At 35.5% G+C, this 26797-nt stretch carries 28 protein-coding genes and 1 other annotated feature; of the genes, 15 read left to right on the top strand and 13 right to left on the bottom strand.

Going from position 1 to position 26797, the window contains the following annotated elements; genetic code table 11:
- Positions 1-29: 29 nt before the first annotated feature.
- On the top strand, positions 30-821 hold the full coding sequence (locus EUC40_RS01830; protein WP_156573387.1) for a hypothetical protein: 792 nt from the start codon (positions 30-32) through the stop codon (positions 819-821).
- Positions 822-1030: 209 nt separating this feature from the next.
- Here EUC40_RS01830 and EUC40_RS01825 read toward each other — a convergent pair whose 3' ends face one another.
- Entirely contained in the window at positions 1031-1645 is a 615-nt protein-coding gene (locus EUC40_RS01825) for a DedA family protein (RefSeq protein WP_156573385.1), read from the bottom strand.
- 548 nt (positions 1646-2193) lie between these two features.
- On the opposite strand from EUC40_RS01825, the gene EUC40_RS01820 reads away from it, so the two are divergent.
- From EUC40_RS01820 to EUC40_RS01795, 6 genes are all read left to right on the top strand, one after another.
- A complete protein-coding gene (locus EUC40_RS01820) occupies positions 2194-2637 on the top strand; it encodes a DUF3978 domain-containing protein (RefSeq protein ID WP_156573383.1) in 444 nt (147 codons plus the stop codon).
- Between the two features lie 29 nt (positions 2638-2666).
- Positions 2667-3128, top strand: a complete 462-nt coding sequence (locus tag EUC40_RS01815) for a L,D-transpeptidase (RefSeq protein WP_156573381.1) — start codon at positions 2667-2669, stop codon at positions 3126-3128.
- Positions 3129-3492: 364 nt separating this feature from the next.
- Positions 3493-4158: a response regulator transcription factor gene (locus tag EUC40_RS01810; RefSeq protein WP_000148837.1), complete on the top strand. Its 666-nt coding sequence runs from the start codon at positions 3493-3495 to the stop codon at positions 4156-4158.
- Positions 4136-5572 (top strand): sensor histidine kinase, encoded by a 1437-nt coding sequence (locus tag EUC40_RS01805; RefSeq protein ID WP_156573379.1) that lies wholly within the window; start codon positions 4136-4138, stop codon positions 5570-5572. Before EUC40_RS01810 ends, EUC40_RS01805 begins: the two co-directional genes overlap by 23 nt.
- Before the next feature lie 138 nt (positions 5573-5710).
- On the top strand, positions 5711-6613 hold the full coding sequence (locus EUC40_RS01800; protein ID WP_156573377.1) for an EamA family transporter: 903 nt from the start codon (positions 5711-5713) through the stop codon (positions 6611-6613).
- Between the two features lie 72 nt (positions 6614-6685).
- Complete coding sequence (locus tag EUC40_RS01795) at positions 6686-6940, top strand: hypothetical protein (RefSeq protein WP_156573375.1); 255 nt, start codon at positions 6686-6688, stop codon at positions 6938-6940.
- A 36-nt stretch (positions 6941-6976) separates the two neighbouring features.
- On the opposite strand, the gene metG is transcribed toward EUC40_RS01795, so the two are convergent.
- Positions 6977-8611, bottom strand: coding sequence for a methionine--tRNA ligase (gene metG, locus EUC40_RS01790; RefSeq protein WP_156573373.1), 1635 nt, complete (start codon positions 8609-8611; stop codon positions 6977-6979).
- A 50-nt stretch (positions 8612-8661) separates the two neighbouring features.
- Positions 8662-8932 (bottom strand) — a binding site (T-box leader).
- Between the two features lie 112 nt (positions 8933-9044).
- Between metG and EUC40_RS01785 the strand changes: the two genes are divergently transcribed.
- The 3 genes from EUC40_RS01785 to EUC40_RS01775 all read left to right on the top strand — a co-directional run bounded on the left by EUC40_RS01785 (position 9045) and on the right by EUC40_RS01775 (position 12439).
- A complete protein-coding gene (locus EUC40_RS01785) occupies positions 9045-9863 on the top strand; it encodes a class I SAM-dependent methyltransferase (RefSeq protein WP_156573371.1) in 819 nt (272 codons plus the stop codon).
- 448 nt (positions 9864-10311) lie between these two features.
- Entirely contained in the window at positions 10312-12003 is a 1692-nt protein-coding gene (locus tag EUC40_RS01780) for a methyl-accepting chemotaxis protein (protein WP_156573369.1), read from the top strand.
- Positions 12004-12121: 118 nt separating this feature from the next.
- The gene (locus tag EUC40_RS01775) at positions 12122-12439 is read left to right on the top strand and encodes a metal-sulfur cluster assembly factor (protein ID WP_000076418.1); all 318 of its coding nucleotides are present in this window, start codon (positions 12122-12124) and stop codon (positions 12437-12439) included.
- 74 nt (positions 12440-12513) lie between these two features.
- On the opposite strand, the gene nprB is transcribed toward EUC40_RS01775, so the two are convergent.
- From nprB to EUC40_RS01740, 7 genes are all read right to left on the bottom strand, one after another.
- The gene (gene nprB, locus EUC40_RS01770) at positions 12514-14163 is read right to left on the bottom strand and encodes a neutral protease NprB (RefSeq protein WP_156573367.1); all 1650 of its coding nucleotides are present in this window, start codon (positions 14161-14163) and stop codon (positions 12514-12516) included.
- A gap of 159 nt (positions 14164-14322) precedes the next feature.
- Positions 14323-15018, bottom strand: coding sequence for a pirin family protein (locus EUC40_RS01765; protein ID WP_156573365.1), 696 nt, complete (start codon positions 15016-15018; stop codon positions 14323-14325).
- A gap of 50 nt (positions 15019-15068) precedes the next feature.
- The gene (locus tag EUC40_RS01760; protein WP_156573363.1) at positions 15069-15479 is read right to left on the bottom strand and encodes a MarR family winged helix-turn-helix transcriptional regulator; all 411 of its coding nucleotides are present in this window, start codon (positions 15477-15479) and stop codon (positions 15069-15071) included.
- A 112-nt stretch (positions 15480-15591) separates the two neighbouring features.
- Positions 15592-16026 (bottom strand): DUF3920 family protein, encoded by a 435-nt coding sequence (locus EUC40_RS01755; RefSeq protein ID WP_000422787.1) that lies wholly within the window; start codon positions 16024-16026, stop codon positions 15592-15594.
- Between the two features lie 134 nt (positions 16027-16160).
- Positions 16161-16754: an undecaprenyl phosphate transporter UptA gene (gene uptA, locus EUC40_RS01750; protein ID WP_000900209.1), complete on the bottom strand. Its 594-nt coding sequence runs from the start codon at positions 16752-16754 to the stop codon at positions 16161-16163.
- Between the two features lie 78 nt (positions 16755-16832).
- Positions 16833-18032, bottom strand: coding sequence for a cation:proton antiporter (locus tag EUC40_RS01745; protein WP_000380223.1), 1200 nt, complete (start codon positions 18030-18032; stop codon positions 16833-16835).
- On the bottom strand, positions 18033-18530 hold the full coding sequence (locus EUC40_RS01740) for a cation:proton antiporter regulatory subunit (RefSeq protein WP_001026084.1): 498 nt from the start codon (positions 18528-18530) through the stop codon (positions 18033-18035).
- A gap of 410 nt (positions 18531-18940) precedes the next feature.
- Between EUC40_RS01740 and EUC40_RS01735 the strand changes: the two genes are divergently transcribed.
- The 3 genes from EUC40_RS01735 to EUC40_RS01725 all read left to right on the top strand — a co-directional run bounded on the left by EUC40_RS01735 (position 18941) and on the right by EUC40_RS01725 (position 21770).
- Entirely contained in the window at positions 18941-20374 is a 1434-nt protein-coding gene (locus tag EUC40_RS01735) for an alanine/glycine:cation symporter family protein (protein WP_156573361.1), read from the top strand.
- Positions 20375-20863: 489 nt separating this feature from the next.
- The gene (locus tag EUC40_RS01730; RefSeq protein ID WP_001041897.1) at positions 20864-21304 is read left to right on the top strand and encodes a Dps family protein; all 441 of its coding nucleotides are present in this window, start codon (positions 20864-20866) and stop codon (positions 21302-21304) included.
- Between the two features lie 268 nt (positions 21305-21572).
- Positions 21573-21770 carry a hypothetical protein gene (locus tag EUC40_RS01725; RefSeq protein WP_156573358.1) on the top strand — a complete coding sequence of 66 codons (198 nt, stop codon included), beginning with the start codon at positions 21573-21575 and terminating at the stop codon, positions 21768-21770.
- 17 nt (positions 21771-21787) lie between these two features.
- Here the strand turns inward: EUC40_RS01725 and EUC40_RS01720 are convergent, their stop codons facing one another.
- Together EUC40_RS01720 and EUC40_RS01715 are read right to left on the bottom strand one after the other, a co-directional pair.
- Complete coding sequence (locus EUC40_RS01720; RefSeq protein ID WP_156573356.1) at positions 21788-22069, bottom strand: hypothetical protein; 282 nt, start codon at positions 22067-22069, stop codon at positions 21788-21790.
- 271 nt (positions 22070-22340) lie between these two features.
- On the bottom strand, positions 22341-22919 hold the full coding sequence (locus EUC40_RS01715) for an LOG family protein (protein ID WP_156573354.1): 579 nt from the start codon (positions 22917-22919) through the stop codon (positions 22341-22343).
- Between the two features lie 73 nt (positions 22920-22992).
- Here EUC40_RS01715 and EUC40_RS01710 point away from each other — a divergent pair, with 73 nt between their 5' ends.
- Positions 22993-23316 carry a MazG nucleotide pyrophosphohydrolase domain-containing protein gene (locus tag EUC40_RS01710; protein WP_071712746.1) on the top strand — a complete coding sequence of 108 codons (324 nt, stop codon included), beginning with the start codon at positions 22993-22995 and terminating at the stop codon, positions 23314-23316.
- A 53-nt stretch (positions 23317-23369) separates the two neighbouring features.
- Entirely contained in the window at positions 23370-23876 is a 507-nt protein-coding gene (locus EUC40_RS01705; RefSeq protein ID WP_029440617.1) for a ferritin, read from the top strand.
- A 44-nt stretch (positions 23877-23920) separates the two neighbouring features.
- Here the strand turns inward: EUC40_RS01705 and EUC40_RS01700 are convergent, their stop codons facing one another.
- Both EUC40_RS01700 and EUC40_RS01695 read right to left on the bottom strand, forming a co-directional pair.
- Complete coding sequence (locus EUC40_RS01700) at positions 23921-25102, bottom strand: NupC/NupG family nucleoside CNT transporter (protein ID WP_000706845.1); 1182 nt, start codon at positions 25100-25102, stop codon at positions 23921-23923.
- Between the two features lie 351 nt (positions 25103-25453).
- A complete protein-coding gene (locus tag EUC40_RS01695; RefSeq protein WP_071712747.1) occupies positions 25454-26635 on the bottom strand; it encodes a NupC/NupG family nucleoside CNT transporter in 1182 nt (393 codons plus the stop codon).
- Positions 26636-26797: the final 162 nt, after the last annotated feature.

Genomic DNA, 26797 nt, shown 5'->3' with positions numbered 1-26797 from the left:
TGTGAAATATTAAACAAAGGAAGTGACATATGAATAAAACATCTACTTTTTCCTATATTCTTACTAAGCTTACAGCGACTTTCTTGTTATTATTGCTTATTAGCACGCTTATCTTAGCAACTAATCAACCAACATTATATAGTTTTTTAGCTGGATTAAGAGAACTACTATATGTTCCCTTCGTTCCTATTCTTGCGGTATATGCAATTTTTTGTTCTATTTGCATCGATAAATTGAAATTAAAAACATATACAAAACTGAAGACATTATTACTTTATATTTTTTGCGGCTATTTATTTTTTCTTCCCTTCCTAATATTTAAAGAAGCTGATTTCATACAGTTCTTGTTTCTCGGATCAATTGGAGCGGTATGTTCTCTTTCTTTCTATTTATGTACAGTCATAGCAACAAAATTTAAGTGGATACAATATTTCGTACCAAGCATTATGTTTATTATACTTATCACGATTAACTTAGTAGATTTAGGAAGGCTTGGAACATCAAAAGAACAATGGGTCGAAACAAAAACAGATAACTCTTTCGAAGCATCTTTCCAACATTTTAGTGGTGAACATAAAGTCCCAATTGAACTAAAACGAGGTGACTTATTAGAATTCACCATTGAATCACGAGATGAAAATCCGGATGGCTACATGGGAGCCGTAAAAATGGCTAGTGAATTTCAAGAGGAAGAAAATTATTTAGATTCAACTGGCCTTAATACGTACCATTTCGCGGCAATTAAGACAGGTACTTATTACATTATAGTTAGCGGAAATCAATTAAAAGGAAAGTTGAAAATAGATTGGAACATAAAGTGAAACTTTAATCAGTGGGGGTTTTCTTCATCCCCCACTGATTATTAGCCCTCACCAATCGGACTTTTATGGGCAGCCCGACCCCCACCTAACTTCTTTGCTTTCGCTGAATTTTGAGGTGGGGGTCTTACTGCCCATTAAAGCGGGATAAAATAAAAGAGGCAGTGCTTTTGCACTGCCTCCCTAAATTCTGACATAGAATGGATTCCATATTAACTTGCGTTTTGTAATAATACTCGTTTTAGCTGTTTGCGGAAACGAACTCCTAACGTAATTGCTACAATCACAATCACTCCAAAAATGATTTTACCGATGTGACCTTCTAGCACTCCAAAAATATCATGTAAGTTGCCACCTAACCAGTAACCACCGATTAAGAAGAATGATACCCAAAATAGAGCACCTGAGTAAATTGTAATTGCAAAGCGGCGGAATGGTAAGTTAATAATGCCTGCAAAGTATCCTGTAAAGTGACGTACACCAGGAATAAAGAAACCGATAAAAATCAAGAAGTATCCATACTTATCAAACCACATTCTTGTTAAGTCGATTTTTCTTTGTGTTAAAAATACGTATTTCCCATACTTTTGAATAAAGGGCATACCTAATTTATTTCCTAAAAAGTATTGAATCGTCATTCCTACACTTGTCCCAATAAAGGATAGGATAATTAAAATCGGTAAACTTAAATCACCCTTCTGTGCTAAAAACCCCGCATATGCTAAGGTTGGCTCTCCCGGAAACGGAAGTGCAATATATTCTAACAGCAAGCCTACAAGTACAACATAGTACCCGTACTGCTGAAATAATTCATGAATCCATTCCATGTCATCTCTCCTTCCAATCACGTGCAACTTCTTACTATTATTGTATAAAAAAATTGTCGAAATAACTATCACAATAGCTTACATTTTTATTACATTTTTGTAAGACTCAAACTACAATTCTCCTTTCTTGAATGATATAAAGTGAAACTTTAATCAGTGGGGGTTTTGTCCATCCCCACTGATTATTAGCCCTCACCAATCGGGCTTTTACGGGCAGTTGATCCCTCACCTAACTTCTTCGCTTTCGCTGAATTTTGAGGTGGGGGTCTTACTGCCCGTTAATGCGGGATAAATTATTTTTTCAAGGAGAAATAACAGCTAATCCACCTAAAAATATACATTTTTTATCCATTTTTTAACACTCTAATTCCCTTTATTTTGTTCTCAATAAAAAACCACTACAAACTCATACTAACTTCATATTAGCTTCATATACGTATTGTAAGATTATATCGGAATTTGTTGAAAAATTTAACTAATATATGAGTAAACAGGAAATTGAATAAATATAAGTCGCTTTTCGAAATTGAAAAAAGGGTGAATAAGAAATGGAAGCTTATAAAATGCACGATTTTATTAACACAAATGTTGAATCTCATCAAAATGAAACCGTTTTTAATTTACACATATGTGAAACAAATGAGTTTGACGTAAGTTTAACAAAATCTACAACGCTGTCTTTTATCGTTTCAAAAAAGAATATTAAGATTGTCACGAGAAAATGGATTAATTCAAATCAAGAGAGCATGGTTGGCAAAAGCTACATCATTCCAACGAAAGCTTTTCACTATTTCTTACCGATCATTTCTGAAACTGAAGATGAACTACATATTCAAGTTCAAAGTTTTGGATTACATGGTGAGCTTTTGCTAAATGAAAGATTACTAATTGATAAAAACAACAAACACAATGCAAAGATTACTACCTTCTTTGAAACATTAGATGAGAATGTAAATCAAGCATTACGAGGATTACAAATTCATTGTATGTAACACTACTACAATAGTAAAAGGAGAATATAATGAAAAAATTATTATTAAGCATTTTATTATCAGTAGTTTTTTTATCAGTACCACATATTTCTGCTGAGGCATCATCAACGAACAATCAGCTTATTGTAGACACAAACTCAAAGAAAATGGACTTTTATCAAAATGGAAAGTTTGTAAAAAGTTTTACTGTTGCGACTGGAAAAGCTGCAACGCCAACTCCAAAAGGCACTTTTAAGATTGTAAATAAAATTAAAAATCGTCCCTACTATACTGGAAAGATTAAAGGTGGAGATCCACGTAATCCACTTGGTGATCGCTGGCTTGGATTAAATATGGCAGGTACTTACGGAACTACTTATGCAATCCATGGAACTAATAACAATCAAGCAATTGGAAAGGCGACAACACTTGGCTGTATACGCATGTATAACAATGATGTACGCTGGTTATTTGAGCGTATTCCAGAGCAAGCTACTGTCACTGTAAAATAACCTAAGAACAAGATTTACGTGTAGCCAAGAATTTTATATCTTGGCTTATTTTATTTCTTCATTTACAGTAGCGAAACGACTATACTTGCATATATAATGGGAATAGATTGTGTCAAATAACATCTAAACATTGATAAACATAGATATTAAAATTATACAGTTATAATATTTTATAAATTTTACAATACATACTATAATAGAACTACTGTAATTCCAAGATATTCAGTTACGATAAACAACCCCCCTTGCTACCTTTATGATCATTTTATAGCGGGGGCTTATTATATGTATAAACAATCTGAGTCATTCGAAAAATGATGAATTTGAATATTGCAGTAAAAAGCGTTATTTAGGAGGTGTTACTATGACGCATATACTGGTGATTGAAGACAACCCAGATATACAAGAACTGATCCGCGAATTTCTAATGGCACAAAACTTTACCGTGGACGTCGTTGGCGCTGGAACAGAAGGTATACTTCTTTTCCAAAAAAATTCATACGATCTTGTCCTCCTTGATGTGATGTTACCAGATATAGATGGCTATAGTATTTGTAAAATTATGCGAGGACAATCTGATGTACCGATTATTATGTTAACAGGTTTACATAATGAAGAAAGTGAAATTAAAGGATTTGAATTAGGTATTGATGACTATATTACGAAACCGTTCCATTACACTGTATTTATTAAGCGTGTAGAAGCTGTATTAAGAAGGGCAGCAACGAAGGAAGCAGAGACTGCAACAATACTACACTTCCATGAATTGATGTTAAATTCTACAGCATACGCCGCTTACGTTCATGGTAATCAAATTGAATTGACTACAAAAGAGTTTGAAATTATATATACTTTACTGCAAAATCGAGGAAAAGTATTATCAAGAAGTGATTTGTTGAATAAGGTATGGGGCTATGAACATTATGGTGATGTAAGAGTTATCGATACACATATTAAAAACCTACGAAAAAAATTAGGGATTCCTTATATTAAAACGGTGAAAGGCATTGGCTACAAAATCGAATCGTAGCAAAGACAACATCACCAAAAATATTTTCATCAAAACCTTATTATTTTGTATTCTTTTATCATTTTGTCTTTATCAAATTATTTATTTTCTAGCTTCAAACTACGATAAAGAACGTTTTGCAAATGGAACGCAGACTACAGAACTTGCGGATCCAGACAAACAAAACGAGAAAGATAAAACGAATCAAAATAAAGCTGTGTCAGAGGGTAACATTTTTAATTTTCAACCTTCTAGTATAGACTATAAAACACTCTCTACAGCTATCAATCACCTTTTGCAGCCTAGCCAAACTGTAAAAGCAAAAGATCATGAACAAAACATTTCGGGGAAAAATAGCACAACTGCTCCACTTACAGAAGCGGAAAAGCAAGTCGCTAACAATGATGCCTTACATAAACAAAATGCAGCAAGTAAAACAAATGATACACAAGATAATCCAAGTTTAGCAGATGCTCTGCAACAATTAGCTCCGCGTATTGGCGCGACAATGCTTGCATTATCTCTACTCGGATCTTTAATTTATGCAAAATTAATTGCCAAACCTTTTCAATATATGAGCGATGCATTAAAAGATATTATGAATCTTGATTTCTCAGATAAAAAGCTAATTAACAAAAATCCAGATCAAACAGATGTTAATTTGCAAGTAGCCGCTTCACAAATACCAAATATTGTGAAGAATTTACATGAAAGTAATCAAGATTTAAGAAATGAGCTCAAAAAGGAACAACAATTAGAACAATCTCGTAAAGAATTTATGTCAATGGTATCCCATGAATTAAAAACACCAATCGCAGCCGTTATGGGACAACTAGATGGCATGATTCACGGAATCGGAGCTTATAAAGATAGAGATAAGTATTTACAACGCTCCTACGAAATGATGCAAGATATTAACATATTAACGGAAAAGATGTCAGAATTATCCAAAATACAAAACCCTCAATTTAAACCGAAATTAGAAGTTATTTCATTAACTACTATTATTGAGGATGTTATAAAAAAAGTAGATTATTTTGTATCTGTAAAACAATTAAATGTTCAATCTAACATTAAACAAGATGTACAAATTCTAGCTGATCCTAAATTTATTCAGACTGCTATTTTTAACATTATTTCAAATGCAATTCATTATACAATTGATCATCAGCATGTATATATAAAGCTTTATGAAAAGCCAAACGGTTACGCATTAGAAGTATTAAATACAGGTTCACAAATCGATGAGGATAAACTTGCCCATTTATTTGAGCCATTCTATCGCGCAAATCCTAGCAAACATGGCTTAGTACAAGGTAGTGGTCTTGGGTTATATATTGTAAAGCAAATATTAGATAAACATCAGTTTCCTTATGGAATACAAAACACATCTCAAGGTGTAAAATGCTCCATTGTATTCCCAAAAGCAATGTAAAAACCAACTCTAATTTCATACCCCAAATTCATACTTCGTATGAATGGCGGAATTTTGTAGAGTGTCTTACTCTGTTTCGTTCGCCCGTTATCCTTTTTGGATAGCGGGCGTTTTTTATTATTTAAAAGGAGGATCTTTATGGAAAAATTTAAGTATTCATTACTCGTTTTATTCGGCGCTTGTAGCTACGGCGTACTTTCAACTATTTTCAAACTCGGATTCATTGATGGCTTTTCAGCGCAACAACTATTAGGAGGGCAATATGTCTTCGGATGGATTGGACTACTACTACTCGTTCTTTTCTTTTCCCGTCATAAAGTAACAAAAAAGCAATTCTTTTCATTACTAACAGTCGGAACAACAATGAGTATGACTGGTATTTTCTATGCTATTTCTGTAGAAGAACTACCAGCATCTATCGCTGTCGTCCTACTCTTCCAATTCACTTGGATTGGTGTAGTAATCGAGGCAATTGCAAATCGAACATTTCCAAGCCGTGAGAAAGTAATATCTATCATTATTTTATTTACTGGCACATTGTTTGCAGGTGGAATCTTTGATGGCCTCGGACAAAGTTTTTCTACGAAAGGGATTATCTTTGGACTATTAGCTGCTGTCTCTTTTTCATTCTATGTTTTTGCAAGCGGGCGCGTTGCTACAGATGTTCCGCCTTATACGAAAAGCTTTCTCATGACAACAAGCGCTACTCTTATCGTATGCCTATTCTTCCCGCCAACCTTTTTAACGGATGGTGCCCTGCAAGCTGGTCTATGGAAATATGCTTTCTTCCTCGGACTTTTTGGCGTTGTTGTACCTGTCATTTGTTTTTCAATCGGTGTACCGAAAGTTGGAACAGGGCTTGGTACAATATTAGGAGCAGCTGAATTACCAACAGCCATTATCGCTTCTATTACACTTGTACATGAAGTCGTAACGCTCATGCAGTGGATTGGGATTATTTTTATATTAATTGGGATTTTCACTCCTCAGCTGCTTACGGCTAGGAAAGGAAAGAAAAGTAATCGCGTGCATAGTGCTTAAAAATATCAACTTGAATATAAATGGAAATAAAGTTACAATGTGGTATAATTTCAAATCTATTTGGAGGTATAAATGACTATTTTAAGCGTAGCCTTTTTTGCCATTATGTGTATCTTCTTCCTAATAAGATATATGAAAGAAAAGAAATTTTACGATTTGCTCCTCATTCCCATTTGCATATATGCTGGGGCAGTCAAAACCCCTTTAGTAGAGTACTTAAACTTTAATACTATATTCAAAATAACATATGATATTGCAGCTATTATTCTCGTAATCCTTGCTGTGCTTTTCTTCTTAAAGGATAAGAAAGAGAATCCTACTGCATAATAAAAGACCTTTCATTTGAAAGGTCTTTTTTCTCTTTTACTTTACCGCTCCATATAGCTTTTCTATCTCATGCTCAATTTGCTTTATATCGATTCGTTCAAATAATGGCTGCACGCTATCAATTCTACTTGGCAACGTATTTTGAGGTCCCCAAGTTTGTTGAACAATCGACAGTGTAGTCCTAACTCTTTCACTTGAAAATGGTAAAAACGGTTCAAGGAGATTTGCAAAATTAGCGATAAGATACACACAGTTATAAATCGTTTCTTCACATGAAACTGGATCATCTTCTCTTTGTTTCCAAGGCTGCCTCTCATCAAAGTATTTATTTGCAAAACGTACTGCATCAAATATTGTTTCTAGCGCCACCTTAAATTTAGTTTGCTCAATCGCCTCTCCTACATTTTTATATAATCCTTCTACTTTATCTTTCAGCTCTACATCAATACTTCCCTTCGGCAGGATACCACCATAATATTTTTCAATAAACTTTAATGTCCGGTTCACAAAGTTTCCATATGCCCCTAACAATTCACTATTATGACTGTAAATGAATTCACGCCATGAAAAATCAGTATCACGATTTTCTGGTGCGTTTACTGTTAAAAAGTAACGAATAGAATCTGGATTGTAGCGTTCTAATATGTCAGGCACCCATACTGCCCAGTTTTTACTTGTCGATAACTTCCTTTTTTCTACCGTCAAATATTCATTCGAAACGATATGATGCGGGATTGCGTCCTCTCCTATTCCGAGTAATACCGCTGGCCAGATGATAGAATGAAACGGAATATTATCCTTTCCGTGCACATAATATGTTTTCGCTTCTTTATTCCAAAACTCTTGATCATCTTTTCCTGTTTCTTCAGCCCAATGTTTACTCGCCGAATAATATCCTGTCACTGCTTCAATCCATACGTAAATTTTCTTATCTTCGTATCCTGTTACTGGAATTGGAACCCCGATTGGCAAATCACGTGATACTGCCCTATCTTGTAACCCTTCCTTTACATATCTTTCTGTTAGCTGGATGGCATTGTCACGCCATGTTCCTTTTTGTTTTGCGATTTCTACTGCTCCTTTAATTTGCTCCTGAAATGTATGCAATGCGAAATAGAAATGCTCTGTTTCCTGTACAGATGGCGTACTACCACATAACTTACATTTCTTTTCTAACAAATCGAGTGGATCTAAAATGGCTGAACAAGCATCACATTGATCTCCTCTTGCTGCTTCATGGCAATGAGGACAAATTCCTTCTACGTAACGATCTGGTAAAAACTGTGTACATGTTTCGCAATATGCTTGTTCCACTGTTTTTTTATAAATATAGCCTTCCTCTAATAAACGTAAAAAAACTTTTTGAACTGTTTCATGATGATGCTCGCTATCTGTACGTGTATAGCAATCATAAGTAAAACCAAGGCTCCGAAAACATCGCTCAAATTCTTCATGATACTTATCAGCAATTTCCTTCGCTGTCACTCCTTCTTGTTTTGCTCTAATTGCAATTGGTGTTCCATTACAATCACTTCCTGAAACATACAACACATTCTCACCTTTTGCCCGGTAATAACGTGCTAAAATATCTCCAGGTAATAAACTCGCAATATGTCCAAGGTGTAACGAACCATTTGCATACGGCCAAGCGCCTCCAATAAAAGTACTCATCTTACATTCCTCCTTTAAAATATAAAAAGCCCCACCCCTATCTTAAAAAAGATAAGGGCGGGGCTGTATAAACAGTCGCGGTACCACCTTATTTCGCCAATTACTCACATAATTAGCCTTAACAAGTACGGAGCTATACGCTCTTATACTGTGGTTTTGATAACGAGTACCAACTCTCGTCGCCGCCTACTATTATCATGTGATAAGTTCAGGACGCAGCTCAAAGGCCATTGTTCAAATGAATATTCTTGCTTCTTCTCAGCTACCGAAGCTCTCTGGAAAGAATGTTTTCATCCTACTTTTCCTTTTCAACGCTTTTATATAACACGTATTGTACGACTTAATAACAGAAAAATCAAATTTAAATTTAAAAAGAACAGGAAATCTCATCCTCCCGCCGAATACCTATACGTTCACAAAAGGAGTGATAATATTGAATCAAAAACAACTAAGCGCTATGAATGAAAAGAGCTGGAATGCCGCTGCTTATGAAGCATGGACGAATCGCCACGGGGCGCCAGCTGATTATGCCAAAAAGATCATGGAAGATCCCTTACGTGAGGTAGCTCATTATTTACCTTACATACATTCTCCAAAAGAAAAGCGTATTATTAACTTACTCGGTTCAAAAGGTAATAAAGCCGTTGCTCTCGCTCTTTTAGGAGCTGACGTAACGGTTGTTGATATTTCAGCAAGTAATGCAAAATACGCAAATGAGCTCGCAGAATCTGCCGGAGTTTCTATTCAGTACATCGTCTCTGATGTACTAGATGTAACCCTCCTTGAATCATTTGATATTGTATTACTAGAACTTGGTGTACTCCATTACTTTTTAGATTTAAAACCGCTCTTTACAAAAATCTCTCAATTATTAAAAACGGACGGAACATTTATCCTTCGCGATTATCATCCCATGTATACAAAACTATTAGGAGTCGACCATCCATCATTTCAAGCAAGTGGAAATTATTTCGATGAAGAATTAATTGAAGATGATGTTGCTTACAGCATTCTTCTTACAGAAGCGCAGAAAGAATCTGTACCGAAAACAAACATACGCCGCTGGACGTTAGGAGAAATTATTACAACACTCGCCGCGGAAAATTTTAAAGTCGAAGAGCTAGTTGAAGAACACGGATCTCATCAACGATGGGTCTTCCCTTCTACTGCACCAGAAGGAATTGAGGAACGCGTGCCAGGCCTATATACAATAATTGCGACAACATGCAAAAAAGGATCCCTTCACGGATAGGATCCTTTTTGCATGCTCACGCATATAAGTTGAGGTTGGAGATTACCATAATTCTGTAGAATAGGACACAAGATATTTCAACATTTTGTCTCTGACTTACGTCGTCAAAAAGGGGTATGACCAACATAACGAAGAGTAATGTCTTTAGTTGATATTGATAATCGTTATCAACTAATTAGAAGTATACATGATGTTATTTCAAATTACAATAGCATTTTTAATATTTATTTATTAATTTTCGGATATACAAATGTATACATTTTAAGGACATTTACTACCATCAATCTCTCTTTTTACTTTAAAATATCTCTTTCTCTCTCTCATTCTGTCTGCTATAATTCCTAAAGGAAAGAAGCAAGCTTTATTCCAACTGGAGTAAAGCTTGCTTTCAATTTTAAATCAATTAATTATAATACTAAGATTTTACAAAGGAGGCTTTTTTTATCATATGAATTTTGTCAGCATTAGAAAAAAACTTATGTTCATGATGGGAACAATTTGCGCTTTATTTGGCATCGCCTTAGCTTTCATTTTATACTTCGCTATCGATCAGTCACATAAAGCTGACGCACTACAAGAAGACATTTCACCTCTTGCCACTGAATTAAAAGAGCGCGGGGACGCTTATCAAGTACAGCTCTCTGCTTTAAGAGGTTATTTACTACAACATGATCAAGTCGAATTAGACAAGTTTAATGAAATGAGTAAAAATCTTGAGGATTCAAAAGATAAAATTCTTTCTAATTCAAATCTTTCTCCATCTGTGAAAAATACAATGGAATTAGGATCTACTTGGAGAAAATTTATTGAAGAGAAAGTTTTCACTCTAGCAAAAGAGCAGAAGTGGGAAGAAGCTTTACAAGTAGCTTCTACAGAAAATGGTACAGTCTATAAAGTAATTGGCGATTTCACAAATTATAGTAATGAGCAAGCTAAGTTACGTGAACAATCAATTGAACAAATTGATCAATCTGCACTCCGAATTGAATATGCAGTCTTCCTATCACTTGTTATTTGTATTGTCGTTGCAATTATTCTTGCATGGTGGTTCTCTGGTAAACTTGTAAAACCAATTCAGCAAATTGACATTAAGCTAAAAGAATTAGCCTCTCAAGAAGGTGACTTAACGGCACGCCTTCAAGTAACTAGCAATGATGAAATCGGCGCTATTGCAACATCCTTTAATAAAATGTTAGAAAACCTACAACATATCATTTATCGTGTTCAAAAAACATCATTGGAAGTACAAACCGCTTCTGAAAATATGTTAGAAAATACGAATACATCACGTGAAGCAACAATACAAATTCAAAGCTCAATGTCCAATTTAAATGCAAGTATTCAATCTCAAACTTCTAGTATGGAAGAAAGCTCAACTGCAATGGACGATATGGCAGTAAGCGTTCAGCGTATTGCTGAATCTGCTTCATCTGTAGCTGAACTTGCTGTCGCTACATCTGAACATGCTAACGATGGAAACACGGTTATCCAAAAATCAGTTTCACAAATGACAACGATTCATGAAGCTGTAAATGCTACGTCAGAAGTAGTCGAACGTCTAATCACCCACACGAAATATATTGATACAGCTGTACAATCAATTTCTAATATCGCTGAGCAAACGAACTTACTTGCTTTGAATGCTTCTATTGAAGCAGCCCGTGCTGGCGAACAAGGAAAGGGATTTGCTGTCGTAGCTGATGAAGTTCGAAAACTTGCTGAACAATCTAAAACAGCTGCAACAGATATTAACAAATTACTCCATCAAATTCAAAATGATACAGAAACTGCTAGCTCTATGATGGCTCAAGGTCGCTCTGAAGCATTTGAAGGCATTCATGTCATTCGTGAAGCTGGTACTTCTTTCACAGCAATCGTTGAACAAGTAAATACAGTATCTACTCAAATGCAGGATATATCAGCAACTGCTGAAGAGATGGCTGCAAGCGCTGAAGAAATGAATGCTTCACTTAATAACATTGCTTCTATTTCGAATGAAGTATCCAGTGAAACTGCCGCAACAGCACAATCTGCTGAGCAGAAAGTTATTGTTATGAATGAGATGACAGTAACTGCTGGGCAAATGAAACAAACAGTTGAAGAATTAGATCAACTCGTATCTCATTTTAAAACCAAATAGTTTGTCACAAAATATCCCTCTTCCAAAAGGGATATTTTTTTGAGCTCATTTCCTGCACATTATACACAATTCCGTTATAATGAGAATCGATATCATTAATATGTAGGAGGTGCTCCTTATGTCACAAGAAGCATTTGAAAATAAATTATTTGCAAACTTAGAGGCTGTTATTGACCCTGAGCTAGGTGTTGATATTGTCAACCTTGGATTAGTTTATGATGTTACTGCGGATGAAAATAATAATGCTGTCATTACAATGACAATGACTTCCATCGGTTGTCCAATGGCTGGTCAAATCGTATCGGACGTTAAAAAAGTATTGTCAACAAATGTACCTGAAGTAAATGAAATAGAAGTAAATGTCGTTTGGAATCCGCCATGGTCTAAAGAACGCATGTCACGTATGGCGAAAATCGCATTAGGTATTCGTGACTAAATAAGGTAAGAGCTAACCGGCAAATAACGGGATAAAGAAAAGACCTGACAACCAAGTCAGGTCTTTTTCTCTTATTATTTTACGCCTACAGCGTCATAAGCTTTCGTTACAGCTTGTACAGCTTTAGAGTTTTTACCATATAAATCTTCAGCTGACTGAAGTGCCGCTTGACGCATCATCTTAAAGTCAGAGTTTGCAGTTAAATATTTCGTAAGAGCACGGTAATAAATTTTTTCTGTCGCTTCACGGCCTACTCCAGTTACTTTCACGCCGTAATGCTCTCCGCCATCAGATACTAAATATGCAGCTTTATTGTTAATACTACTGTTAATATGAACGCCGCCATTATCAGCTGTTCCAGTGTAGCGCTTATTGTAGTGATCTGGGTAACCTTCACCTGGTTTTAATGGATTTGGAATAGATGCTGGATCTTTCAGAGAACGAAGTGCATCACCTGGTTTTCCAGGTGTATAAATGTCAGCACCTAAATCCCAGCTCTTCTTCTCAACCATGACACCCATAATATCAGATAACGATTCATTTAACGCACCTGACTCATTTTGATAAACAAGATTTGCTGTATGCTCAGTTACAGCATGCGTTAATTCGTGACCAATAACATCTAGGCCAGCAGATAATGGAATAAATGTTGTACCATCTCCATCACCATACATCATCTGAATACCGTTCCAAGCTGCGTTATTCCAGTTTTCACCTACGTGAACAGAGGAAATAAGTTTCGCACCTTTATCATCGAAAGAGTTACGATTAAACGTCTTTTTATAATAATCGTATACTTTTCCTGCATTTACATGTGCATCAACCGCTGCTTTGTCATCAAAGAACTTATTTTTACTTTCTACTTCGACACCTGTATATCCGAACCATTGTGAGAATATATTAAACCAGTTTTCATCCATATTTTCTGCATCAAATGTATGAACACCTTGTCCACGCTTCCCATCGAATAAATGGAATGCACCTGTTTTCTCATTTTGAGCAACTTCAAATGATTGTCTATTTCCTAATACGCCGTAACCAAATCCTGTAATGTTATCTACAGCATTATATTTCTCAATCACATTTCCATTTGTCGCATCAACAAAATAATGCCAATATCCTGGAGCTGGCTTTGAAATCGACGCTTTCACTAAATATGCAAGATAATAATTTCCATCTTTTTCATACACAAATAAATCTTTTTTCACACCATCATAATTCTTTACTTTACCAACTTCTTTTTCAATATCTGCCTTTGCAATTGTTTCTGCTTGTTCTGCACTAATCTTTGCAAATGCAGGAATATTTTTATCCTCTAAATTCGGAATAACCTGTCCGAAGAATGCTTTTACATTATTCTCTTTATCTAGCGTAACAGTTTGATCTGAACCATACACAGGAATGTTATTATATTTTTCAACTAACTTCACATGTGTTGTACCAGATTCAGCATCTTTTTCTTCCCCAACAACATTGAAGTGTTTATCAATGTTTCCTGCTAATTTAAACATATCCTTCTTACTCTCTAAATATTGAAAGACCGTCTCTTTTTTATCTAGTCCTTCCGGTGCTTTCCATTCTTCACCTATGTATGCAGGTGTTTTGAACTCTTGATGATATTGAATTTTTTGTTCTTCCGCTTTCGTTGTCGTTGCTCCAAATGTTCCAAATCCCCCGGCTATAACAGTTAACGCTAATGCTGATGAAATGACTTGCTTTTTCACTATAACATTCCCCATTCCCATAAAGATTTTTGACACTTTTATACAATTCTTGTTTTTCAAGTCGATACCTTTATCAAAAATTTGAGAAAGTTTTTTCTGACAATTCCACTCAAAAAAAGAGGACATCTATCGGATGTCCTCTTTTCTATAAACGTTTTATTACTTTTTCAATTCAATTGCTAAGTAGTGCGATTGCTCTTTCGCTTGAATATGAATATCTTCTTCTACTGCTTCTGCCGCATCACGCATAACAAGTATCTCACCATTTATAACACTACTTCCTTCAATTTGTACAAGGTACAATTGACGGCCTTCTTTCACAGGAAAATGAATTTCTTTTCCTGCCTCTAATGATAAAGAGTACAAATTCGCATCTTGGTGGATTCGAATTTGTGCATCTCCTTCTAATGGCGATACCATGTGAAACCATTCGTTTTCACGCTTGCTCCAATCAAATTTAAACTCACCATAGTTTGGTTTATGATCCGCACGGTCTGGTAGAATCCAAATTTGTAATAAACGTAGTGTTTCATTTCCTAAATTATGCTCACTATGAAATACACCTGTACCAGCACTCATATATTGAACATGTCCACGCTCAATTGTTCCGCGGTTCCCCATGCTATCTTCATGTGTTAAAGCACCATCTACAACATAAGAAATAATCTCCATATCGCGGTGCGGATGCATATCAAAACCAGTTTGCGTTGCTACTAAATCATCATTAATTACACGTAATGCTCCAAAATTCATGTTATCCGGATTATAGTAATTAGCAAAGGAAAAATGAAAATGTGTATTTAACCAACCGTGATTTGCTCTTCCCATATTTTTATGATCAACTTTTCTAAACATATCCTTCACCCCATATTATCTCGAAATCGAGACTTATTTCAAAATTTTTATCACTGTAATTTTTTTAGTAATTGTAGTAATTGATGTTGTTCTTCTATATTCAAATTTCGAAATTGCCCCGCTTGGAACGTTTCTTGAGGGGGTACGATTTCCCCATATAAAGCTCGTCCCTTTTCTGTTAGCGAAATATATTTCGTAGTACCTTCTTGTTCACGATGAATCCACTCCAGCTGCTCCATCTTATTTAGAAGTTGCGTGACATTTCCTTTCGTAACAAACAGCTTATTTCCCAGCTCTTGCTGTGTTAAGCGATCATGTCCTCCAACTTGAGCTAGCACATCAAACTGAGCGGCAGATACATCCCATTCTTTCAAGTGCTGATTCTTCTCAAGAATGCTCTTATTATAAAAGCGTGATAAACGAAACCATAATAGTAGCCCTAGTCTATCTTCTGTTTTCATTCTATCACCTCGCTCGTTTCGTAATATTAGTTTAGGACTAAACTTTATAAAAGTCAAATGCTTATTTTTAGTAAGTACTAAAGAAAGCACAGCGCTAATTCTCCACTATGCTTTACATCACTTTTCTATTTTTATACTCATCTAATTTCCTCTCCGCGAATGCCCTCGCATCTTTCTCGATCCATCTCTCTTCGTACGATTCACTTCCCACATACAATACTTCTCTCTTATGCTGCATCGCATGGCGAAATTCATGCAGTAGTGTCTTAAGCACTTGCTCATATCCTTCCCACATACAAACGAAAATTAATTGTTTTTCTTTATGATAAAAACCACCTACTGGGAATAGAAACTCTTCTTCCTCTTCTCCTAATGATAGAAGTACATCATTTGCATCACATGTATCACAAAAAATAACTGGCGTTTTACATGTTTCAATAAGAGAAAACAAATCCTCTCTTAGCTTTTTGACATCCCAAGGAAGCTCCGAATCCAACACATACCAATTCTCCGCCTGTTGATATACATTTTGAAACTGGAGTTCCATTTCTCTTTATTCCCCTTTCCAAGCCTTCTTTTTCTATATATATGCCACAATATGGTGAATATTAAACATACTCTGTCATACTTTGAGAAACGCCAATAAAAAGAACCTATATCAGTATAGGTTCTTTTCCATAATTACTTTTTTTTCATCATTTTTTTTAGTACAAAATAACCGATTGCGCAAACAATAGCAGCAATTGCAAAATATTTAACATAAGGACCAGCTACTTTATTAATACTTTCCCACTCTGATCCTAACTTAAATCCTAAATATACAAACACAATTGACCAAGGAATAACAGCTAGTGTGGTTAACGTAATAAACTTTGCATGTGACATTTTCGCAATACCTGCTGGTATGGAAATGGCATGACGCACAACTGGAATAAAACGTGCGGTAAAGATAACCCCAGTTCCGTAACGATTAAACCAATCTTCAGCATAATCAATATGTTTCTTCTGGATCAAAATATATTTTCCATATCGCTCAAGAACAGGTCTTCCTCCGTATCGACCGATCCAATAAATGAATAATTGTGCGATTACACCACCAATTGTACCGAACGCGACAGCGCCCCAAAACGTAATGCTTCCTGTTGATACTAAATAACCTGCATAAGACAATACGATTTCACTCGGGATAACCTCTAGCATTAATCCAAGCATAATTCCCCAATAACCAAGTCCTTCTAGAAAAACTAAAACGGAATGAATCAACTCTCCTAACATCATATACCTCTCTTTACTGTTTTCATTGCAAAAATAAAAGTACAAGCAGGAAATATCTTGTACTTTTATTTTTTTAATTTAATTAGTCTTCGTATCCCACTTAAATATTTTATTTAAGAATTTATATACATTCTTTGACTCTTTCGTCAGAAGTGGACCTAAGATGGATAGTATAAGCACGTATAGCGCTGAGAATGGTTTTAGTACTGACATTAAACCACCCGCTATTCCAATATTGGCCATAATAATAGAGAACTCTCCTCTTGAAACGATTGTTAATCCAATATTTGTTGAAGCTTTATGAGATAATCCGGCTTGTCTTCCTGCAATCATTCCTGCTACAAAATTACCAATTATCGTAAGAAGGACTGCGCCTAACGTCAACCATATTGCTCCTCCTAATGAGAACGGATCGATACTTAATCCGAAACTGAAGAAGAAAATGGCTCCGAAGAAATCTCTAAATGGAACAACAAGATGCTCAATTCGATCACTATGCTCTGTCTCAGAGAAAACTAATCCTAAAAGAAGTGCTCCGATTGCTTCTGCAACGTGAATCGTTTCTGAGAAACCTGCAATAAAGAATAATGAAGCAAATACTACAATAATAAAGATTTCATCTGAACTAATGTTGAGTAATTTATTTAATAATGGAGTAGCTTTTCTAGCCACAATAAAGAATAGAAGCATGTATCCTAAAGCGATTCCAATTGAAGTAAGGGCACCTAAGAACGAAGCATGATCCCCAAGTACTAGGCCCGAAACTACTGATAAATACACAGCAAGGAATATATCTTCAAACATAATAATTCCTAAAATTAATTCGGTTTCATTATTACCAGTTCTTCTTAAATCCACTAATACTTTAGCAACAATAGCGCTAGAAGAAATCGTAATAATACCCGCAATAATTAAGATTTCAAGTAACGGGAAGCCCATTATAAATCCGTATAATAATCCAAGTGAAAAGTTAATCAAAATATATATCGTTCCGCCAATCGCAATAGAACGTCCAGATTTAATTAGTTTTTTCATCGAAAATTCTAATCCTAGATAGAATAGAAGGAATAAAACCCCAATCCGTCCAAGGAAGGATATCACACTTGCACTTTCAATAAATTTGAGATCGATAACACCTATTGTCGGTGCATGCGGTCCTACTAACATGCCAAGAACAATGAGAAAAGGAATTACTGAGAATTTAAATTTTCCAGCAATCACCGCCGCAATTGCTACTAAAACTAAAGCTGTACCAACTTCAAAAATTAACGTATCCATCTAGTCAGTCCCCCTATTCGAAAGTAACTCATTAATAATTTTTTTAATTTCTTCTCTTTCACCAGAAACTACGAGCATATCGCCTTCTTCAATTACCGTTTCTGGACCTGGGTTAAATAGCTTTTTCATATTCTTTTTCATAACAGCTATTATCGTTACGCTATATGTCTTTCTTATTTCAAGATTACCAATTGTTTTTCCAATTGCTGGAGCTGCATTCTCCACTTTGAACCACTCAATCGCTAAACCTTCAAAGACCATCTCAACATTTTCTAACGCTCTAGGCTTATATACCATTCCACCTAATATCGCTGCAATTTGTCTTGCCTCTGAATCACGCAGTGAAATACTAGAAATACTTTCTTCATGGTCTGAATCAAAATGATACATTTCTCTACGCCCATCATCATGAATCACAATCACCATTTTTTCATTACCTTTCGTAACAACTTGAAATTTATAACCAATACCCGGAAGTTCACTTTCTCTAATATTCATGTTTAGCTCCTCCACAACTATTTTTATTTGAATTTTCTGTTTGTCTGTCTTTTGTTCATCCAATCAACTTTAGAAACTCTAACCATTCAGGATACCTGTGATTTGGAAATCTTTTATTGTAATAATAAGTGGCTCCTAAAAAGATACTTACAGATGTAATGATAAAAAATATATTACTTCTCATTTTCAAACTTTTAAGGCTTACTTTCAATAAAGTTTCTTCTTTCAAATTATCCCCTCTTTCTCGCTTTAAATTTAGTTTTTTAAAATGTAAATAATTCTAAAAATATTACGATGTAACATAATCATAACACAAAATACATTTAAGTAACATGATTTTTTAGAAAAATTGATTCCAGTATATTTTTTGCATATAATTTTCTTATTACGAAAAAAAGGAAGTGTATTATATGGTTGATATCTTTAGCAGATTCCTTGAGGTAACGAATAATATTTTATGGTCATATATTCTTATTGCAATGCTAATCGGCTTCGGTCTTTATTTCTCTTTTAAATTAAAATTTGTCCAAATTACTCATTTCGGTGAGATGGTCAGTTTAATTAGTAAAGGGTTTAATCGAAAAGAAAAGAAAAAAGATAGCATCTCCCCGTTCCAAGCATTTTGCTTAAGTGCAGCAGCACGTATCGGTATCGGGAACTTAGCTGGTGTCGCTTTAGCAATTTCAATGGGTGGACCTGGCGCAATATTTTGGATGTGGTTTATCGCAATTATTGGCGCAGCTACTAGTTTCGTAGAATGTACACTTGCGCAAATTTATAAAGTAAAAGATGGAAGCAGGTTCCGTGGCGGTCCAGCATATTACATGGAAAAAGGATTAAACAAACGCTGGATGGGTGTTTGGTTCTCCCTCCTTATTACAGTTACGTACGGATTAATTTTTAATTCAGTGCAAGCAAATACAGTAACAATAGCGTTTGAAAACGCATTTGGACTCGAGCGAACGATTGTAGGAGCTCTATTAGCTGTATTAGTTGCAGTTATTATTTTTGGAGGTATTAAAAGCATTTCACGTATTACAGAAATGATTGTTCCTCCAATGGCAATTGTTTATATTGGTGTGGCTGTTTTTGTCGTTATTAAAAACTTCAATATGTTACCAAGCATTTTCATGGAAATATTTAATGGCGCATTCGGTTTAGACCAAGCAATCGCTGGTGGTATTGGTGCAGCAATCAAGTTCGGAATTCAGCGCGGTTTATTCGCAACAGAAGCAGGTATGGGTAGCTCTCCTAACGCAGCTGCAACATCAGATGTATCTCACCCTGTAAAACAAGGACTTGTTCAAGCATTAGGTGTTTTCGTAGATACATTCTTAGTATGTACATCAACAGCATTTATCGTATTGTGTTCTGGACTTTACAAAGGATCAAACTTACAAGGAATTGAATTAACACAACAAGCACTAAGTTCACAAATCGGATCGTGGGCAAGCACTTTCTTAGCGATTATTATTTTCCTATTCGCTTTCAGTTCCTTACTAGGAAACTACTATTATGGCGAAACAAATATCGCATTCATTAAAGAAAGTAAGACATGGTTAATGATCTATCGCGTTGCAGTTGTCGGAATGGTATTCTTCGGATCTATCGCTGCCCTTCAAACTGTTTGGAGCCTAGCTGATTTATTCATGGGATTAATGGTATTCACAAACTTAATTGCTATCTCATTCCTTAGCAAATTTGCCTACTCAGCTTTAGTAGACTATTTGAAACAAAGGAAACAAGGTAAAGACCCAGTTTTCGTTGCAAGTTCTATCCCTGGCTTACAGAATACAGAGTGCTGGGATGGACAGGATGTAGAAGAAAAACAAAAGGCTGTTTAATAATTAAAAGCGGAAGCGGCTCGTTCAGAATCGCAGGACATTGGAGCTCTCGACCTTGAAGCGCTTTTTACTTCGAGCGAGAGAGCGAAATGACCGGAGATTCTAGCCGCTGGAGCTGGATATCATTTAAAGCTCCGGTGACTTGCTCAGAACAGGAAGGCGCGAAATGACCGACTGTTCTAGTCACCGGAGCTGGATATCATTTAAAGCTCCGGTGACTTGCTCAGAACAGGAAGGCGCGAAATGACCGACTATTCTAGTCACCGGAGCTGGATATAATAAAAAGCGGAAGCGAATCGTTTATAACAAGAGCTATATATTAAACAAAGGCCCTATTACTTCACCGTAATAGGGCCTTTTATTTACAACCGTTCATAATTTGTTCAAAATAATTCCAGCAAAAGGGTTGATTTATATAGATTACTAGATTATAATGATTATAAATTAGTAATTGATATCACATAACAACTCAAAAGGAGATTGATCATAATGAACAAACAAGTAATCGAAGTATTAAACAAACAAGTAGCAGACTGGAGCGTTTTATTCACAAAACTACACAACTTCCACTGGTACGTAAAAGGACCTCAATTCTTCACATTACATGAGAAATTTGAAGAACTTTACACAGAATCAGCTACTCACATCGATGAAATTGCAGAACGCATTTTAGCAATTGGCGGTAAACCAGTAGCAACAATGAAAGAATACTTAGAACTATCTTCTATTCAAGAAGCAGCATACGGAGAAACTGCAGAAGGGATGGTCGAAGCAATCATGAAAGACTATGAAATGATGCTAGTCGAACTGAAAAAAGGCATGGAAATCGCTCAAAACTCTGACGACGAAATGACATCTGATCTACTATTAGGCATCTACACAGAACTAGAAAAACACGCTTGGATGCTACGTGCGTTCTTGAATCAATAATAGATTTTAAAGCGGAAGCGGCTTGCTCAGAGTCGCTTTTTTTCTATGAAATGGCCGCCATGCTGGTACATGAAATTTATATCAGCGATTTTTCCAATATATCGACTTACCGACAAATCACGACAATAATAGCCCCCCTCTCCTCTACTTTTATCGATATATTACAATGCCGTTTATGTTAAAATATAGGAAACACCCTTTAGTAAAATAGATCCAAAAAGCTTTTCCATATTCATCATTTACTACTTAAATGGCGGGAGTGGTTCAGTTGAAAGACTACTTAATTAGAGCATTTTTTGCGTTAATAACAGTTGGGATTGTCTTACTTATAGCTAATATTTTCAATATACGTGTCGAGGTTAAAGACTATGCTTTCCTCGTGGTTGTAGCGATTGGTGGCGGCTGGGGTGGCTGGTACCTGTATAAAAAACAAAGTAATCCAAATGATAAAGGCATTCCAAAGTAATATGGAATGCCTTCTTTTTATTGTCGTCTATAATAAATAATGAAATTCAAACCGCTAATACAACCAATTGCAATAAACATATTAAAGCTCTGTACATCTCCGGCTAGATTATACTCATCAACGATAAAACCAATCATAAAGAGTGTTATCGCCGAAACACCGATACACAATATCGAAATAAACCAAAGCGAAAATTCATTAATTAGCTCTTTCTTCTGTCTTAAAACAATTAGCATAACAAGGATAGATGCCGCTAAAATACTTTTAAAAACAGGACGTAAATACACAAACTCCTCCATCTGTTTCTCCTTCTCCAAAAAACATTACATCTCAATATTAACATATTTAACCAAATTAAAAACACATGCCTTTTCAAGATAAAGTGAAACTTTAATCAGTGGGGATTTTCTTCATCCCCACTGATTATTAGCCCTCACCAATCGGATTTTTATGGGCAGTTGATCCCTCGCCTAACTTCTTTGCTTTCGCTGAATTTTGAGGTGGGGGTCTTACTGCCCATTAAAGCGAGATAAAATGACATGTGTTTCCAAAAACCTCTATAAAATTGTATTATGATAGCTGTTTCCACTTCGTCCCTAAAACAGGGCGCTCATAATTTTGTATTTCATGAATTAGTTTATCTGCCGTCTCAGCTGAAACGATCAAGTCTTTATTTGATGGGTTCATAAATCCTTCTTCCGCTGCACGTTCCACCATTTGCAGGATTGGTCCATAGAAGTCTTTAATATTTAATAAACCAACTGGCTTATTATGTATGCCAATTTGTGACCAACATACTACTTCAAATAGCTCTTCAAATGTTCCATATCCACCTGGTAATGCAATGAAAGCATCCGCAAGTTCTGCCATTTTCGCTTTACGCTCATGCATCGTTTCTACTTCAATTAGTTCTGTTAATCCTGTATGTACAATTTCTCCTCGGAATAGACCGCGCGGCATAACACCTGTTACACGTCCACCTAAACGAAGAACTTCGTTTGCTACTTCACCCATTAATCCCACGCATGAACCACCGTATACAAGCTCATAATCGTTCTCAACAAACATTTTCCCTAACGCTATTGCCTGTTCTTTAAACTCTGGTCTCTCCCCTAAATTGGAACCTGCAAACACACAAATCTTTCTCATTCCTACACCCCAAAACTATATATTGTCATGATACAATTGACATTGTACAACATATTGAGGAGATGAGGAAGAATTGGATATCGTTGCATTTCAAAGATGGGTTGAGGAATTTTACGAAAAACGAAGCTGGTCACAGTATAATGCCTTTATTCGCTTAAATTTCTTAACCGAGGAAGTTGGAGAAGTTTCACGCGTCGTTCGCGCTATTGAAATCGGTCGTGATCGTCCTGATGAAGACGCGAAAACGGAAGAAGAACTAAAACAAGAGCTAAAAGAAGAACTCGGTGATGTACTATCTAACCTTATTATTCTTTCACAAAAATATGATTTAGATATGCAAGACATTATGGACGCACACGTCACAAAGCTTTCGAAAAGGTTCGAGACATCCAAATGAGAATATTATCAATTATGGTATAATATCCTTGTCACAATAATAAGGGGGATTTTATGTTATCAAAAAAATTGCACGACGCATTAAATGAACAAATGAACTTTGAATTTTACTCTGCCCACGCTTATATGGCAATGGCTGCTTACTGCACAGCGGAAAGCTACGATGGATTCGCTAACTTTTTCCTTGTACAAGCTGAAGAAGAACGTTTCCACGCAATGAAGCTTTATAACTACATTAATGACCGTGGTGAGCGTGCTATTATTACTGGATTTGATAATCCGAATAACGAATATGAATCTGTATTAAACGCTTTTGAAGTAGCACTTGAGCACGAGCGTGAAGTAACGAAGCGTATTTACAACCTATCCGATATCGCTTGGGATGAGCGTGAACACGCAACAATTACATTCTTAAAATGGTTCGTCGATGAGCAAGTAGAAGAAGAAGCTTCATTTGATAGCATCATCCAAAAATTAAAACGTATTACAAGCGATTCAAACGCATTATTTATGCTAGACGCTGAATTGGAGAAACGTACATTCACGGCTCCAGCTGAATAACAAAAAAAGCAATGAGCCCGCGCTCATTGCTTTTTCTTAATTTATTAAAGCATAACCCCAACGATAATCGCTGATAATATACTTACTAACGTTGCACCGTATACAAGTTTTAGTCCGAATGATGATACAACGTTTGCTTGTTTGCCATCGATACTCTTCGTTGCCCCTGCGATAATTCCGATAGATGAGAAGTTCGCAAATGATACAAGGAAGATAGATAAAATACCTACTGTACGAGCTGATAAATCGCCAGCTACTTTACCAAGGTCAAGCATTGCAACGAATTCGTTCGTTACTAATTTCGTTGCCATAATTTGTCCTGCTGTTAGCATCTCTGATGTTGGAATACCCATTACGAATGCTAATGGTGAGAAGACATACCCTAAAATACTTTGGAATGTGATTCCGAAAATTGAATCGAATACACCGTTAATTGCTGTAATTAATGCTACGAAACCGATTAACATCGCCGCTACTGTTACAGCGATAGAGAAACCAAGCATAATATATTCGCCTAACATTTCAAAGAATGTTTGCTTCTTATCTTCTTGCAATTCTAAAATATCGTCTTCTTCTTTTACTTCATATGGATTAATGATATGAACGATAATGAATCCACTGAATAAGTTTAGTACAAGTGCTGTTACTACATATTTTGGATCAATCATTTTCATATAAGAACCTACGATTGACATCGATACTGTTGACATTGAAGATGCACAAAGTGTGTATAAACGATTTTTCGGTAATTTGCTTAGTTGATCTTTTACTGTAATGAATACTTCCCCTTGACCAACAATTGCAGCTGCTACCGCATTATATGATTCTAGTTTTCCTAAACCGTTAATTTTACTTAATAGGAAACCGACTGCACGAATGATAATCGGTAAAACTTTAATATGTTGTAAGATCCCAATTAGTACTGCTAAGAAAATAATTGGTAATAATACTGTTAAGAAGAATGGTGCTTGTCCATCATTTGCTAGACCACCAAATACGAAATTAACCCCTGCTTCCGCAAATTTTAAAATAGCGCCAAACCCATCTGCAATCCCTTTTACTAATACAAATCCGATCTTTGTATTTAGTAAGAAATAAGCAAGTACCAATTGAATGACAAGCATAAGTGCAATTGGTTTATATTTAATCTTCTTACGATCTGAACTGATAAGGAAACCTAGTACAAACACTACAAGTAAACCGACTAGAAACATTACTATTTTCATATGTGAATCCTCCACTTCTCCCACGAGTTATCGGTCGTATAACGTATAACGAATGACGTCTGACCATTGATGTTAAAAAAATTTAAAACCCCTAAATACTATTCAACTGTTATCTAAAATCAGTAAGCGTTTACATAAATTGCAATTTATAAAAGGTAGCCTCTTCTCTCCTACCATATTTGAAAGTCTGAAATTGATACCACCTACAAATCAAATTGTAAGCGTTATCTAATCGAAATGCAATATAAATTTTAAAAGATTTTTATATGTTAATATATTCCTAAATAATTGGTTTTTTCATGAAAATTTACCATAAAAAACAGCCCTAGCTATGAGCTAGGGCTACCTTTTTTATAACATAACACCAACGATAATCGCTGATAAAATACTTACTAATGTTGCTCCGTACACAAGACGTAAACCGAATGATGATACAACATTCGATTGATTTTCATCGATACCTTTCGTTGCTCCTGCGATAATTCCGATAGATGAGAAGTTCGCAAATGATACAAGGAATACAGAAAGAATACCTACTGTACGAGCTGATAAATCACCAGCTACTTTTCCAAGATCAAGCATCGCAACAAACTCGTTTGATACTAATTTTGTTGCCATAATTTGTCCCGCTGTTACCATCTCTGCTTGCGGGATACCCATTACGAATGCTAATGGTGAGAAAATGTATCCTAAAATAGCTTGGAATGTAATACCGAAAACTGAATCAAACAAGCTATTGATTGCTGTAATTAATGCTACGAAACCAAGTAACATTGCCGCTACTGTAATTGCAATCGTGAAACCAAGCATAATATATTCACTTAGCATTTCAAAGAATGATTGCTTCTTCTTATTTTCTAACTGTAATGTATCTTCTTCTTCTGTAATATCGTATGGATTAATAATATGAATAATAATGAAACCACTAAATAAATTTAATACAAGTGCTGTTACTACATATTTCGGTTCGATCATTTTCATATAAGAACCTACGATCGACATCGATACTGTCGACATGGAAGATGCACATAATGTATATAAACGATGTTTTGGGATTTTACTTAATTGGTCTTTTACTGTAATAAATACTTCTGCTTGTCCAACAATGGCAGCCGCTACTGCGTTATATGATTCTAATTTCCCTAAGCCATTTACCTTACTTAACAACGTACCAATAGCACGAATAAATATCGGTAAAATTTTAAAGTGTTGCAGAATTCCGATTAAAACGGCAAAGAATACGATTGGTAATAATGCTGTTAAGAAGAATGAAACCTCTCCTTTATTAACAAGACCGCCAAATACGAAAACGATTCCAGCTTCCGCATATGCAAGAAGTGCGCCAAATCCATCTGAAATTCCTTTTACTAAAATATAACCGACTTGCGTATTTAATAAGAAATAAGATAATGCTAGCTGAATAACAAGCATAATTGCGATTGGTTTGTACTTAATCTTCTTTCGATCGGCACTTATAAGAAAACCGAGTACAAATACAACGAGTAATCCTACAAGAAACATAACAAACTTCATTAATAAAATCCTCCATTTAACTCTTCATTAACGTTGAACGTCTGACCACTCGAAACAAGAAATAATCCGAACTTTCCATTTCTCCTCCAAAACCTTCGATTGGACGTGAAAAATGATAAAACCTCTTGTCTCAAAGGCATTTTCCATTCTAACATAAATCCC

This window comes from Bacillus luti, assembly GCF_009739945.1.
Lineage (GTDB): Bacteria > Bacillota > Bacilli > Bacillales > Bacillaceae_G > Bacillus_A > Bacillus_A luti.
The sequence above is the reverse complement of the archived record's forward strand: the minus strand, read 5'-3'. Positions and strand labels throughout refer to the sequence as shown.

Bases quoted from the DNA above. Each gene is read 5' to 3' on its own strand.
- EUC40_RS01830 (WP_156573387.1), top strand. From the start codon at position 30: ATGAATAAAACATCTACTTTTTCCTATATTCTTACTAAGCTTACAGCG.
- EUC40_RS01825 (WP_156573385.1), bottom strand. From the start codon at position 1,645: ATGGAATGGATTCATGAATTATTTCAGCAGTACGGGTACTATGTTGTA.
- EUC40_RS01820 (WP_156573383.1), top strand. From the start codon at position 2,194: ATGGAAGCTTATAAAATGCACGATTTTATTAACACAAATGTTGAATCT.
- EUC40_RS01815 (WP_156573381.1), top strand. From the start codon at position 2,667: ATGAAAAAATTATTATTAAGCATTTTATTATCAGTAGTTTTTTTATCA.
- EUC40_RS01810 (WP_000148837.1), top strand. From the start codon at position 3,493: ATGACGCATATACTGGTGATTGAAGACAACCCAGATATACAAGAACTG.
- EUC40_RS01800 (WP_156573377.1), top strand. From the start codon at position 5,711: ATGGAAAAATTTAAGTATTCATTACTCGTTTTATTCGGCGCTTGTAGC.
- EUC40_RS01795 (WP_156573375.1), top strand. From the start codon at position 6,686: ATGACTATTTTAAGCGTAGCCTTTTTTGCCATTATGTGTATCTTCTTC.
- metG (WP_156573373.1), bottom strand. From the start codon at position 8,611: ATGAGTACTTTTATTGGAGGCGCTTGGCCGTATGCAAATGGTTCGTTA.
- EUC40_RS01780 (WP_156573369.1), top strand. From the start codon at position 10,312: ATGAATTTTGTCAGCATTAGAAAAAAACTTATGTTCATGATGGGAACA.
- EUC40_RS01775 (WP_000076418.1), top strand. From the start codon at position 12,122: ATGTCACAAGAAGCATTTGAAAATAAATTATTTGCAAACTTAGAGGCT.
- EUC40_RS01765 (WP_156573365.1), bottom strand. From the start codon at position 15,018: ATGTTTAGAAAAGTTGATCATAAAAATATGGGAAGAGCAAATCACGGT.
- EUC40_RS01760 (WP_156573363.1), bottom strand. From the start codon at position 15,479: ATGAAAACAGAAGATAGACTAGGGCTACTATTATGGTTTCGTTTATCA.
- EUC40_RS01755 (WP_000422787.1), bottom strand. From the start codon at position 16,026: ATGGAACTCCAGTTTCAAAATGTATATCAACAGGCGGAGAATTGGTAT.
- uptA (WP_000900209.1), bottom strand. From the start codon at position 16,754: ATGTTAGGAGAGTTGATTCATTCCGTTTTAGTTTTTCTAGAAGGACTT.
- EUC40_RS01745 (WP_000380223.1), bottom strand. From the start codon at position 18,032: ATGGATACGTTAATTTTTGAAGTTGGTACAGCTTTAGTTTTAGTAGCA.
- EUC40_RS01740 (WP_001026084.1), bottom strand. From the start codon at position 18,530: ATGAATATTAGAGAAAGTGAACTTCCGGGTATTGGTTATAAATTTCAA.
- EUC40_RS01735 (WP_156573361.1), top strand. From the start codon at position 18,941: ATGGTTGATATCTTTAGCAGATTCCTTGAGGTAACGAATAATATTTTA.
- EUC40_RS01730 (WP_001041897.1), top strand. From the start codon at position 20,864: ATGAACAAACAAGTAATCGAAGTATTAAACAAACAAGTAGCAGACTGG.
- EUC40_RS01720 (WP_156573356.1), bottom strand. From the start codon at position 22,069: ATGGAGGAGTTTGTGTATTTACGTCCTGTTTTTAAAAGTATTTTAGCG.
- EUC40_RS01715 (WP_156573354.1), bottom strand. From the start codon at position 22,919: ATGAGAAAGATTTGTGTGTTTGCAGGTTCCAATTTAGGGGAGAGACCA.
- EUC40_RS01705 (WP_029440617.1), top strand. From the start codon at position 23,370: ATGTTATCAAAAAAATTGCACGACGCATTAAATGAACAAATGAACTTT.
- EUC40_RS01700 (WP_000706845.1), bottom strand. From the start codon at position 25,102: ATGAAAATAGTAATGTTTCTAGTCGGTTTACTTGTAGTGTTTGTACTA.
- EUC40_RS01695 (WP_071712747.1), bottom strand. From the start codon at position 26,635: ATGAAGTTTGTTATGTTTCTTGTAGGATTACTCGTTGTATTTGTACTC.